Source organism: Acinetobacter endophylla, assembly GCF_053543775.1.
This window is the reverse complement of sequence record NZ_JBLVOM010000232.1, coordinates 183,155-196,371: the sequence shown is the minus strand read 5'-3', so window position 1 is coordinate 196,371 and position 13,217 is coordinate 183,155. Positions and strand designations below refer to the sequence as shown.

8 protein-coding genes and 1 tRNA gene are annotated in these 13,217 nt (G+C 45.1%); 6 read left to right on the top strand and 3 right to left on the bottom strand.

Annotated elements, in window-relative coordinates; all coding sequences use genetic code 11:
- Positions 1 to 18: 18 nt before the first annotated feature.
- The 3 genes from ACNPNW_RS07450 to ACNPNW_RS07440 all read right to left on the bottom strand — a co-directional run bounded on the left by ACNPNW_RS07450 (position 19) and on the right by ACNPNW_RS07440 (position 5,784).
- Positions 19 to 94: transfer RNA gene (locus ACNPNW_RS07450), tRNA-Lys, on the bottom strand.
- Between the two features lie 195 nt (positions 95 to 289).
- Complete coding sequence (locus ACNPNW_RS07445) at positions 290 to 2,131, bottom strand: long-chain-acyl-CoA synthetase (protein WP_005102975.1); 1,842 nt, start codon at positions 2,129 to 2,131, stop codon at positions 290 to 292.
- Between the two features lie 173 nt (positions 2,132 to 2,304).
- Entirely contained in the window at positions 2,305 to 5,784 is a 3,480-nt protein-coding gene (locus ACNPNW_RS07440; RefSeq protein WP_004647360.1) for an Rne/Rng family ribonuclease, read from the bottom strand.
- A gap of 766 nt (positions 5,785 to 6,550) precedes the next feature.
- Between ACNPNW_RS07440 and ACNPNW_RS07435 the strand changes: the two genes are divergently transcribed.
- The 6 genes from ACNPNW_RS07435 to ACNPNW_RS07410 all read left to right on the top strand — a co-directional run bounded on the left by ACNPNW_RS07435 (position 6,551) and on the right by ACNPNW_RS07410 (position 13,161).
- Positions 6,551 to 7,507: an RluA family pseudouridine synthase gene (locus ACNPNW_RS07435; RefSeq protein WP_004278531.1), complete on the top strand. Its 957-nt coding sequence runs from the start codon at positions 6,551 to 6,553 to the stop codon at positions 7,505 to 7,507.
- A 138-nt stretch (positions 7,508 to 7,645) separates the two neighbouring features.
- Positions 7,646 to 8,314: an HAD-IA family hydrolase gene (locus tag ACNPNW_RS07430; protein ID WP_420937796.1), complete on the top strand. Its 669-nt coding sequence runs from the start codon at positions 7,646 to 7,648 to the stop codon at positions 8,312 to 8,314.
- A 407-nt stretch (positions 8,315 to 8,721) separates the two neighbouring features.
- A complete protein-coding gene (locus ACNPNW_RS07425; protein ID WP_004647361.1) occupies positions 8,722 to 9,519 on the top strand; it encodes a 2-keto-4-pentenoate hydratase in 798 nt (265 codons plus the stop codon).
- Positions 9,520 to 9,543: 24 nt separating this feature from the next.
- Positions 9,544 to 10,440, top strand: coding sequence for an acetaldehyde dehydrogenase (acetylating) (locus tag ACNPNW_RS07420; RefSeq protein WP_004647362.1), 897 nt, complete (start codon positions 9,544 to 9,546; stop codon positions 10,438 to 10,440).
- A gap of 12 nt (positions 10,441 to 10,452) precedes the next feature.
- A complete protein-coding gene (gene dmpG / locus ACNPNW_RS07415) occupies positions 10,453 to 11,472 on the top strand; it encodes a 4-hydroxy-2-oxovalerate aldolase (RefSeq protein WP_005102984.1) in 1,020 nt (339 codons plus the stop codon).
- 429 nt (positions 11,473 to 11,901) lie between these two features.
- Positions 11,902 to 13,161, top strand: coding sequence for an OprD family outer membrane porin (locus ACNPNW_RS07410; protein ID WP_216986519.1), 1,260 nt, complete (start codon positions 11,902 to 11,904; stop codon positions 13,159 to 13,161).
- The last annotated feature ends 56 nt before the right edge of the window (positions 13,162 to 13,217 follow it).

Sequence of the window (13,217 nt, the reverse complement as noted above, 5' to 3'; positions counted from 1 at the left end):
CAAGGAATATCAAATAAGTGGTGGGTCGTCCGCGATTCGAACGCGGGACCAACGGATTAAAAGTCCGCTGCTCTACCAGCTGAGCTAACGACCCTGAACCATCATTCAAACCAGGTTTGAATGTGCAGTGCAAGTCAAGCTAAATAGCTTAAAGCACCACTTTGTTTGATGGAGCGTATTGTAGCAAGATCTCATTTCAGCGCAAGCAAAAAATAACAAAGTTGCCCATGTTTGATTATAAATACAACAATTATGCTTTATCTAAACAAAAAATAGGCAACTTCAGTACTTAGAAGCGATATTGATAGGCCTGAATATTGGCAAAAATCTCTGCGGTGAGCTCGAAATATGCCGTTGCACCTGGCAATAACACCAGCAGGCGTTCATCGGTTTTACTCGGATCAAATGCTTGCTCTTTCAATTTATTTTTCTGATATTTAAAGGTGCCTGTGGTTTCAACTTGCTGTTGTACGCGTAAAAATACTGGTACTGCATAAGCTGGTAAGCATTTTTTAAAGCAAGCGGCCATGGCTGCTAAATCTGCATCATCCAATTTTACATCGGGTTGCAGGGTAATCGCGGCCATACCGGCACGACCATTGGTATTGGGAATTTCTACGCCATACACCACCGCTTCAACGATTTTGTCATACTCGGTCAGCATGTTTTCCACTTCAGTTGTAGAAACATTTTCCCCTTTCCAGCGGAAAGTATCACCCAGACGATCGACAAACTGCGCATGACGGAAGCCGATATTACGCATCAGATCCCCGGTATTGAAGTAAGCATCACCTTTGGTAAATACATTCTGCATGATGACTGACTTGTTTTTTTCGAGGTCGGTATAGCCATCAAAAGGTGAACGACGGGTGATTTTACCAATCAGTAAACCAGTCTCGCCCTTTTTCACCCGTTTACAACGGCCTTTAAGGTCTCGTACCGGCTCATTTTTATCTTTATCAAAGGCAATAATGGCATACGGTGTGGGTGAGAAACCGACGGTATTGTCAAAATTGAAAATATTGCTAAAACCGACATTGCCTTCACTGGAGGCATATAGTTCCAGCACTTCCTGAATGCCAAAACGGAATTTAAATTTATCCCAGATATTTGGGCGCATCCCATTTCCAATCATCTTGGTCACGCGGTGGCCTTTTTCCAGTTCAGATGAGGGAGCATCCATCAGATAGCGGCACAGCTCACCGACATAACCAATCGCAGAGGCATCAAATTTTTGTACATCCTTCCAGAAAGAGGAGGTCGAAAATTTACGCCGAATCGCCAGGGTGCTGCTACCTGCAATGACACCGCACCAGCACACCACCATGCCTGTGGCATGATAAAGCGGCAGGGTACAGTACATCACATCATCTTGATTGAGGTTTAGCACATGCCCATAGGTGCCATAAGCGAGCGTCCAGCGGCCATTGGTAAAGATCACCGCTTTAGGTAGGCCCGTCGTGCCCGAGGTGTAAATATAGAACAGCCCGTCTTTGCCCTGCACCGAATGGGTGGTTGATGGATTGACTTTGGGAGCAAGATCGGTTTTTTCAGCCAGGTTGATAAAGCCTTCAGGCGCCTGACCCGGATCGGCTTGAGTATTTTGATCCGCAAACCAGTGTAAGCGGTCACTGCTAATATTCAGGTCATTACGAATCTCGTTAACTGCATGACGGCACTCTTCGCCGACAATCAGGGCAATCGGTTTGACCAGGTTGATACTATGCGTCAGCACCTTGCCGACTTGAGAGGTATTCACTAAAGCGGTCGTCACACCCAGTTTGGCCAGACCAATTACACTGGCAATCAGTTCAGGACGGTTCTCGACCATCACGGCAACGACATCACCTTTCTTGGCACCCAAGGATAGATAGAAATGGGCAATCTGGTTGGCCCAGGCATTGAGAGCAGCATAGCTATAGCTTTGCTCTTCAAAACGCAAGGCAATGCCTTCCGGGTTACGCTTGGTGGCTTTTTCAAAAGCCAGACCCAGGCCGGCCGGTGTGTTCGGAGTACGTAAATATGCCTGTCTTAGACCAGTGAGCAAATTGGGCACTTTGGTCAAGAAAGCCGGGATTTTGGCAGCGACATCTGCAATCCCAATCAGATCGTGTGGTTTCATTTGGGTCATGAGAATCCTATTTATTTTTCGTATCCGATACGTTCAATTTATATACAGTAGACGAGCTAGCCATCTTTTAGCGTTAAAACACTAGTGCAATCAACCTATTCTGACTAAATCTAGCAAAAAAAACCTAGTCACCGAAATGACTAGGTTTTTTTATATGACTGCAATTGAGCAAATTATGATTCAGTTGCAGTATTGGCTTTTTTCGGTGGACGACCACGTGGACGACGTGGACGAGCAGCCTGTTTCTCCGCTTTTTCAGCTTCGCTGGCTTCAGTGTCTTCTGTTGTTACTTCGGCCTGATCTTGGGCTTCTGTAACAGGAGCTTGTGATTCAGCATTTGCTTCAACTGGCGCAGCATCTTCAGGTTGAGCTTCAGTCACTGGAGTCTCTTCTGCAGGAGCTGCATCTACTGGTGCCGTCGTTTCAGTGGCTTGTTCAGCTGGCTGAGCATTTACGGTTTCTTCAATAGCTACTTCAGTGGCTACTGGAGTTTCAGTTGCTGCTGCTTCAGCTGACTCTGCTTGCGCTTCTGCTGCTACAGGTGCTTCTGGCGCAGTTTCAACTGCCGGAGCTGTTTCTACTTTAGCCTGTTGCTTGGCTTGTTGTAGGGCCTGTTCTGCAGCCTGTTTAGCTAGACGGCGACGCTCACGTGGATCGTTTGCGACACGTTTGTCCGACACCGGTTTTGGTGGAGTCAGGTCCAGAACTGGAGCAGGCTCTGCTTCAACCTTGGCTACGGTTACTTGAACATCACGGGTAACCGGTTTTTTCTCTGCGGCAGGCGATGCTGCAGCCACCAGACTCGCGTTGTACTCTTTTGTGAACTTCTCTAGAGCACGGTTGAAGGTTGGCAATAAACCAAACTGTTCAATCAGTACGGAGCAGTCTTCACCATAAACATGGCGAATCAGGCTACCAATGGTGAACTGACCCAATGTTGGTACTTGTGACGGAGTCAACTTCTGAACTGTGGCCTGTTGAGGCTGGCCTTCACGCTGCTGACGGCGACGCTGACGCGGATCGTTGCTGGCACGTGGTTTTTCAGCACTTGATTCTTCAGTTGGCACAACTTCTTCAACAGGGGCTGTCAGTGCAGCTTCCACTACATTTTCAGCCGCGGCTTCTTCAACTGGCGCATCTGCCAGTGCAGTAACTTCAACCGCTGGCGTTGCAACTGCAGCATTGTCATTCAATGCCACGATTTCGCTTTTTGCCTGGTCAATATTCACGACCATAGCGGTTGGCATCACGACTTGACGTGGTGCATCAACCAATTCAACACGAAGCTGCTTGTCGTTGACTGCTGGAGCTTCAACGACTGCAGGTGCTGCTTGTTGAGCCTGCTCATTCAGCACGCTTGGATCGCGGTGGCGATTTGGACGTTCCTGACGTGGCTGGTTACGGCGGTCACGACGTGGCATTGCCTGTTGTGGCTGTTGTTCATTGTTTTGAACATCATTTTGCTGAGATGGCTCGTTGTGATGCTGACGGCGAGAATTACGCTTGTTTTCACGTGCTTCATGACGTTGCTCTTGACGAGATACCTGAACCACTTCTTCATGCACCTGATGTTGCTGAGGAGCGGAAGCTTCAGACTGAACCTGCTCACGCGGTTCTTTGTGCTTCGGATTACGTGGTTTTTTGTTGTTATGACGCGGTGCTCTTTCATCACGTTCAGCCGGTTTTTCAGCATCACGTTCCTGTTTTTGCGCTACAGTCGATGGTGCCAGGTAAGCATTGCTGCTTGCCGGAGCAGCAGGTTGAGATACTTGCTGTGGAGCAGGTTGTGCCACCGGTGCAGACAATTGACCGAACTGACCACGGCTCACCGCACCGCCATTGATCATTTGTTCAATTGCTGCAGCTGCATTGTTGGCAGTACGCGATTGATCAACAGTCGCAGCCTGTTTTTGAACAAAGAGGTTTTCTAACCAGGCACATGGGCTAGATGCAGGAGCAGCAACTTGTGCTTGGGCAGGAGCTTGTTGCGCAACAGGTACTTGCTGTGCATTTTGGTTTTGCTGGTTACGGCGTTTATTGTTTCTGCCGTTGTTTTGCTGTTGAGCAGGCGCTGGTGCAGCAGCATGCGTATGTTGTTCTTCTTCTAAATGCCATTCAGATGACTCATAGCCCAACTCTTTTTCACTTGAACGAGTTGCTTCAGTACGTTCATAGCTGGTTGGTGCAAAGCCTTCGGCATTATAAGTGATTTCATAATGCGGTGTTTCCAGATGCGGATGCGGCAGCACAGTGACACGTACATTTGAAGTCTGTTCTAAATAGACCAAGGTGTGACGTTTTTCATTCAATAAGAAGGCAGCAATTTCGACTGGAACTTCGACTTGAACTTCACCATGACGTTCACGTAACGCGATCTCTTCCACTTTACGCATAATCGAAAGTGATAAAGAACGAAGATCACGAACCATGCCGGTACCATGGCAGCGTGGGCAAACGTAGCCAGTCGCTTCTTCAAGAGAAGGACGCAGACGTTGACGGCTCATTTCCATCAAACCAAAACGTGACAATTGACCGAACTGGATACGGGCACGGTCACTTTGCGTCGCTTCACGCAGCTTCGCTTCCACCATACGCTGGTTGCGGTCTTTAGTCATGTCGATGAAGTCGATCACCACCAGACCACCGATATCACGTAAACGTAATTGACGCGCGATTTCTTCTGCCGCTTCAATATTGGTATTTAACGCGGTGTCTTCAACGTCGCTACCGCGAGTCGATTTTGCCGAGTTAATGTCAATTGACACTAAAGCTTCAGTTTGATCGATTACGATCGAACCGCCTGAAGGAAGTTTTACTTCACGTTCATAAGCAGTTTGAATTTGACTTTCAATCGCGAAATGCGCGAATAAAGGTTCATTTAAGGTATAAGTTTTCAGTTTTTCTAACTGACGTGGCATTACCGCTTTTACGAAGTTATAGGCTTCGTTATAGGCTTGTTCTGAGTCAATCAGGATTTCAGCAACATCATCACGCAGGTAGTCACGAATGGCACGTGTTACCACACCCGCTTCCTGATGTACCAGCATTGGCGATGGGCCTGAACTTGCCGTGCTCTGGATTTGTGCCCAAAGGTCTAACAAGTGTTGTAAGTCGAGTTGCAATTCTTCTTGTGAACGGCCAATCCCGGCAGTACGCACAATCACACTCATACCACGTGGCACGTTCAGTGTTGCCAGCATTTCTTTCAGTTCTTCACGCACTGAACCGGAAATCTGACGGCTGATACCACCACCTTTCGGGTTGTTTGGCATTAATACCAAATAACGGCCAGCAAGTGAGATAAAAGTAGACAGGGCAGCGCCTTTGTTGCCACGCTCTTCTTTTTCCACCTGAACCAGAAGTTCGGTGCCTTCAGTGATCAGTTCACGGATATTCGAAGTTTGGCGAGGGTCGGCTTTGTAATATGAATTCGCGATTTCACGCATTGACAGGAAGCCTTGGCGACCTGCACCGTATTCAACGAATACAGCTTCTAAAGAAGGTTCAACGCGAGTCACGTGACCTTTGTAGATATTGGATTTTTTTTGTTCACGGGTACGATTTTCTAAATCAAAATCGTAAAGACGCTGACCAGTGACAAGTGCAACGCGAATTTCTTCGGCATGTGTTGCATTAATCAACATACGTTTCATGGGTGTAACACCTTATAGTGATACACAGCAAAAAATCGCTATACACGTAGCGAACATCACACATCACGGATCAATGGCTCAAATCTGCAATGAATTTCATTGTGGTTTGAGTCTTTTATGACCGAGCTCTATTTAATATAGATGGGCTTCGGTTTTTGATTCACGTATTGATGATGGCAATACGGCTTCAATCTTTAAACGGATTAAAGTCACCTGAACGCTTCACTGGCGGACGAGCGGTGCATTGGATGTGTGTAACTTTCACTGTCACATTGCTCGAAGATCATCCCTTCTTTATAGAAAGTGTCTTGATACGGAATTGTCGTCGTATCTTTACAAACTGTGCAGATCCAATGCATCAACGCTGTAGCCTGAAGTCGTCTTCAGGTTGCGACTAATCTGATGTGTATCAGTTTACGTTTAAAAACCAACAAAGTTGGCGACATATTTTTTAAGACAAACTGATTTATGTACCTGAGGTACAATTAAACGCAACAGTTTGCTTTGTTTGCCGATATAATAAGCCTTCGGCGTGGCATAATTCTTTGGGGACCTTCCCGTATCATGTGAGTCTTTAATTGAACAATCAAGTTCAGAAAAATCTGAAATGATTCAACTTTTACTCACAAACGATGGTTTCCGTGCGCTGACTATATCAAACCTTGCATCATCTGCCTATGGGCTAAGCTTATGTTTCTTGTGTAAAGCATAACCTAAGTGATCAGTTTTTAATCAATTTTAGTATTTTTTGGGTCATAGTAACTGTATGAATTCTACGCAACAATGGCAAAACGTCACTTGGTTTGAAGTGGATGAACATCAAGATGGACAACGCATCGATAATTTCCTGTTTAGTCGTCTGAAAGGTGTGCCAAAAAGCCGTATCTATCGTCTGATTCGTGAAGGCCAGGTTCGCGTTAATAAAAAACGCATTAAAGCAGAAACCAAACTCGCAATCGGTGACCAGATTCGCGTTGCGCCGATTCGCTATGAACAAAAAGATGAATCTGCTGCACCTGTTTCTGACAAAGTGGCACAAGGCTTATTGGCCCGTGTGATTTATGAAGATGAAGGTTTGATGGTCGTGAATAAACCTTCCGGGATTGCTGTGCATGGTGGTAGCGGTGTGGCCTATGGCCTGATTGAGGGCTTGCGTGCCGCAACCGGTAAAAAGTATCTGGAACTGATTCACCGGATTGACCGTGATACTTCCGGTCTGGTGATGATTTCCAAAAAGCGTAGCGTGTTGAAAACATTACAAGATATGTTGCGTGAACATAAAATCAAAAAAACCTATGCCGCTGTGGTAAAAGGGCAGGTCAGTCTGGATAAACAGCTGATTGATGCACCTTTACATCGTTATGAGCTGGCCAATGGTGAACGTCGCGTCTGCGTGTCACCGAAAGAAGGCAAAGAGTCTAAAACCCAGTGGAATGTGCAAGAGCGTTTTATGCATGCCACATTGGTGTATGCCTCTCCGCTTTCTGGTCGTACCCATCAGATTCGTGTTCATGGTTTGAGCATTGGTCATCCGCTAGTAGGCGATGAAAAGTATGGGCATGAAACGGAATATCGTGGGCCAAAACCACGCCGTTTGTGTTTACACGCAATGCGTCTGGACATTCCAGGATATCCAGCGATTGAAGCGCCATTACCGGAAGATATGCAGAGTCTGGTGGCGCAGTTAAGAGCGCAGAAAGCGGATAAACCGGCTGCTCAGTAAGGACTTATTTTTTTCTTTTAATAAATTCAATCCACCCTCACCTTCCTTTGAAAAGGAGGGAATTCCCCTCTTTCTTAAAGAGGGGCTAGGGAGAGGTGTTAAAGCTACTTAACCCTGAATCAAATCTAGGAAATCTTTATGAACATACCTGCAAAATTGGTCATTTTTGATTGGGATGGCACTTTATTTGATTCAGTTGGTCAAATCGTGGCGAGTTTGCAGTTTGCCGCACAGCAATTTCAGCAGCCTTTAACGAATGCAGATGCCAAAAGCATTATTGGCCTAGGTTTGCCTGAAGTCGCGCAGCGTTTATTCCCGGCAGTACCAGAATTACATACGGATATTTTGCAGGCTTATTCCGACCATTATGTTGCCAACTCGTCAGGAGATTCCTGGTTTGAAGGCGTAGCGCACATGCTCGCAGATTTACAGCAGCAAGGCGTAAAGCTGGCTGTTGCTACAGGTAAAAGTCGTAAAGGTCTGGATCGTGTATTGAAACAGACGAACAGTGAGGAGCTGTTTGTGACTACGCGCGCAGCCAGCGAAACCCATTCTAAACCTCATCCACTCATGTTAGAAGAAATTCTGGCGGAAACCGGTGTGCAGGCTGAACATGCGATTATGGTCGGTGATACGTCTTATGATCTGGAAATGGCGAAAAATATTGCCATGCCAAGCGTTGGGGTAAGTTATGGCGTGCATGCGCCTGAACTTTTGGCTCAATTTAATCCAGTCTGTATCGTGGATGATGTGGCTGCTTTACATACTGCATTGTTGGCTAAAGTCCAATGGAAACAAGCAGTTTAATCCATTATCTTGGTTGCAGTGAAAAACAAGTATTTCCCCGGTTTGAATTGGCTGGGGAGTGCTGCAGATTTAATCGCTGGTTCTTATCTTTTAGTCTAAAGTCGTAATTGTACTGATTTTATTCGGTCATATTATGGCAGTTATTTTGCTAAATAACGATGTGTTTTAAATAATAAGATTTTGTTTTATTTAGTTTTTCATAAATTATTCTTATAGATAATAGCTATAGCAAAAAATAAAATAACTATTGGCACAAACGCCGTATTTTTCCCATCCTAAAACTGTTTATTCCTATGCTCGCTCTGAGAAAGGCAGTCCATACGGATGATCAGCCTGATCATGTCCATATTTTCTGTCCCTCTTAGATCCCGGCATAAGCCTAATTTTTGCAGTTTAAGGAAACATTGATGTCGAATTCTGCTGTTGTTGAATCAGTTGCACAAGCACTTCGTAGCGCTGAATTATCACAAACTGCGATTGCACCGATTCGCCCGGAACTTGGCGGTGAAAGTGCTGACGTAGATATCGCCTATGCCGTTCAGGAAGTGAATACCGAGCGTGCTTTGTCTGAAGGTCGCCGTCTGGTGGGTCGTAAAATCGGTTTGACGTCTAAAGTCGTTCAAGCGCAACTGGGTGTAGATCAGCCGGATTTCGGTATGTTATTTGCCGATATGGCTTATGGCGATGGTGAAGCAATTCCAGCCGGCCTTCTGATTCAGCCGAAAGTTGAAGCAGAAATCGCATTGGTGATTAACCAGGATTTAACCAAAGAAAAACACACGTATGCAGACATTATCAGCGCAACTGATTATGCACTGCCTGCAATTGAAGTGGTCGATAGCCGTATCGAAAACTGGAAAATTAGCCTGATTGATACTGTGGCGGATAACGCATCTTCTGCTGCATTTGTCTTGGGTTCTCAGCCGGTTAAGTTAGAAAAACTTGATCTTGTGAACTGCAAGATGGTGATGACGCGCGGTGAGGAAGTCGTTTCTCAAGGCGTGGGTAAAGCATGTCTTGCAAACCCATTGAATGCTGCTGTTTGGCTTGCAGATGAAATGGTGCGTCGTGGCCGTCCGCTTTTAAAAGGCGACATCATCTTGACGGGTGCTTTAGGTCCAATGGTTGTGGCGCAACCAGGTGATGAATTCAAGGTTGAAATTGAAGGCTTCGGTTCAGTAACCGCTGCATTCGCTGCTGAATAATCAAGATTCCAAGAGAGTACATTCATGAAAAAGATTAAATGTGCAATGATCGGTCCAGGGAATATTGGTACTGATTTGCTTTATAAATTACAACGTAGCGAATGGTTAGAGCCTGTTTGGATGGTGGGGATTGACCCGACTTCTGAAGGTTTGGCGCGTGCTGCGAAAATGGGTTTAAAAACCACAGCTGAAGGTGTCGATGGTCTGCTTCCTCATGTGATTGCTGATGACATCAAAATTGCATTCGATGCAACTTCTGCCTATGTCCATGCTGAAAACAGCCGCAAGCTGAATGAACTTGGCGTGTTGATGATCGACTTAACGCCTGCTGCGATTGGTCCATTTTGTGTACCACCAGTCAACCTTGAAGCATTGCTACAAGCGGGCGAAGTACCAAACGTGAACATGGTGACATGTGGCGGTCAGGCAACGATTCCGATGGTGGCTGCGGTTTCTCGCGTTCAACCTGTTGAATACGGCGAAATCATTGCAACTGTATCGACTAAGTCGGTTGGTCCGGGAACGCGTAAAAACATTGATGAATTCACACGTACCACTGCGGGTGCAATCGAGAAAGTCGGCGGCGCGAAACAAGGTAAAGCGATCATTATCATTAATCCGGCTGAGCCACCTTTAATGATGCGTGACACAGTACATTGCTTGGTTGAAGGTGAGCCGGATCAGGCAGCGATTACTGAATCTGTACATGCCATGATCAAGGAAGTTCAAAAATACGTACCAGGTTACAAGCTGGTAAATGGTCCGGTATTTGATGGCAACCGCGTATCAATTTACTTGGAAGTTGAAGGTCTGGGTGACTTCCTGCCGAAATACGCAGGCAACCTGGATATTATGACTGCAGCAGCTGCACGTACTGCAGAAATGTTCGCAGAACACGTGTTCAACACCGCTGAAGCTTAAAGGAATACCAAAATGTCTAAGATTATTGTTCATGATATGACTTTACGTGATGGTATGCACCCGCAGCGCCATCAAACGACTGTTGAGCAAATGATTGCAATTTCAACAGCACTTGATGATGCCGGCGTACCTTTAATTGAAGTAACGCACGGTGACGGCCTTGGCGGTTCATCAGTGAACTACGGTTTTGCTGCTGCAACGGATGAAGAATATTTATCCGCTGTTGTGCCACGTATGAAAAATGCAAAAATTTCTGCATTGCTTTTACCTGGTATCGGTACGGTTGACCATTTGAAAATGGCACATGAAATTGGTGTCTCTACCATTCGTGTGGCGACGCATTGTACTGAAGCGGATTGTTCTGAGCAGCACATCACCGCTGCACGTAAACTAGAAATGGACACCGTCGGTTTCTTAATGTTGGCGCATATGGCATCTCCTGAAAAATTGCTTGAAGAAGCAAACAAGATGGTGTCTTACGGTGCAAACTGTATCTATGTGACAGATTCAGCAGGTTATATGCTTCCTCAAGACGTTATTGATCGCGTAGGTCACTTACGTCAACACTTGGACCCAAGCATTGAGCTTGGTTTCCACGGTCACCACAACTTAGGTATGGGTGTATCGAATACTGTTGCTGCTGTTCAAGCAGGTGCAGTACGTGTTGACTTGGCATCTGCAGGTTTGGGTGCTGGCGCAGGTAATACGCCACTTGAACTGTTTATCGCTGTGGCAAACCGTATGGGTATGGACACTGGCGTTGACTTGTTCAAAGTACAAGATGTTGCTGAAGATCTAGTGATTCCAATGATGCACAACCCAATTCGTGCAGACCGTGATGCGGCTACTTTAGGTTATGCGGGTGTTTACTCTTCATTCCTGTTGTTTGCTAAACGCGCTGAAGCGAAATATGGCGTATCTGCACGTGAAATCCTGATGGAACTTGGTCGCCGTGGTACGGTAGGTGGTCAGGAAGACATGATTGAAGACCTGGCATTAACCATGTCTAAAGCGCGCGAGTTACAAGCTTAATTTTTAATGCATTCGTATTAAAATAAGGCTAATAAAAAAGCATCCGATTTGGATGCTTTTTTATTATTAAGTAGATTTAATAATATATTAAAACTCTGATCTCAGATATTTTAGTTATAGTGCTATGTGAAGATTATTTCAGTTTAATTTTTTCCTTAAACATAAAAACGATAAATAAAAAATATTATCTTAAAGTTTTTAAAAAAATTGCGCTTATTAATAAAGGAAACAGAAATTTGAATTAAATATCTGGTCAAATTTTTATTTTCTTTAATCGGTTTAAAATCTAAGAGATTGAGTGCTTAAATCTGGGCTTGGAATATGCAGAGCTAAAAGAGCAAAAGTTTAATACTGTGGTCGGATTTTTTATTTAAACCGACTTGCGCATGATGGCTGCATGGATTTTATCAGCCGAATGGGGAACTCATCATGCGTCGTCACAATTTATGGATTGCAATGCTTACTGCGACAGCAACTTTAGGGACAACTGCAACGAATGCAGACTTTATTGACGACAGCAATGTTCAACTCAAATTTAAAAACTTTTATCTAGACCGTCAGTATCAAGATGACTACTCATCACGTAATTGGGGTTCTTGGTCACAAGGGGTGACTCTGGATGCCAAGTCCGGTTATCACGATATCGGTGGTGGTGTGCAGGTTGGTGCTGATGTACTGGTGCAACATGCAGTCAAACTCAATGGCCGTGATAAAAATCCGGACTGGGTTTTACCGCACGATGGCAAAGAGTCAAAAGACCATTTCGGTAAAGTCGGCGCGACCTTAAAAGCCAAAGTGTCACAAACTGAACTGAAAGTCGGTGAGTTATTGCCGGTATCTCCAGTCTTGGTATTCGATCCATCGCGTCAGTTATTGACGACTTATAGTGGTGCCTGGTTAGAGTCTAAAGACCTTAAAGATACCAAGTTAACTTTGGCGTATATTGATGGTATTAACAATCGTTATGATAATCAATTCCGTGATTTAACTAAATTTAATCCACCACAATTTGATAATGGCGCTGAATCAGATGGTATGTGGATTGCTGGTGTAGATCATCAACTAACAAAAGAGTTGGGTGCAAGTTATTGGTATGCCGATGTTCAAGACATTTATCAACAGCATTATCTAGGTGTGAATTACAAAACTGCGCTTGGTGAAAAAACCAAATTAGATAGCCATATTCGTTACTTCGATAACTCGGAGTCAGGTGACAAGCTATATGGTGAGATCGATAACCAGGCTGTGTCTGTCGCCGCAAAAGTGAATCATGGTGCACATAGCGTAGGTGTGGGTTACCAGCAAATGTTTGGTGATAGCGCATTCCCGACATTGGGTGGCTGGGTGCCACAGCCTTATCTGGCGAACTGGGGGGTAGCGACCTTTACCGCGCCAGAAGAAAAGTCATGGAGTGTTTCTTATGGCTATGACTTCTCTGAAATGGGTGCAAAAGGCTTAAACGCAACAGCCGTATATTTCAAAGGTTATGATCAGAAAGGTACTGGGGCGTATCAAGGTCAAAACTTCAACACAGATGAAGTAAATGCAATTGTTAATTACACTGTGCCAGAAGGTAAATTAAAAGGTTTGGGTATACAGGGAATGTATATTGATGTGAATTTTGCCAATCCAGCAAAACCAGACCTGCAAGAATACCGTGTCGCCACCACTTATACGCATAAATTCTAATACCCGTATATTTTAAAAGCAGTCAGTCTTCTGGCTGCTTTTTGGTTTAAGCGTTG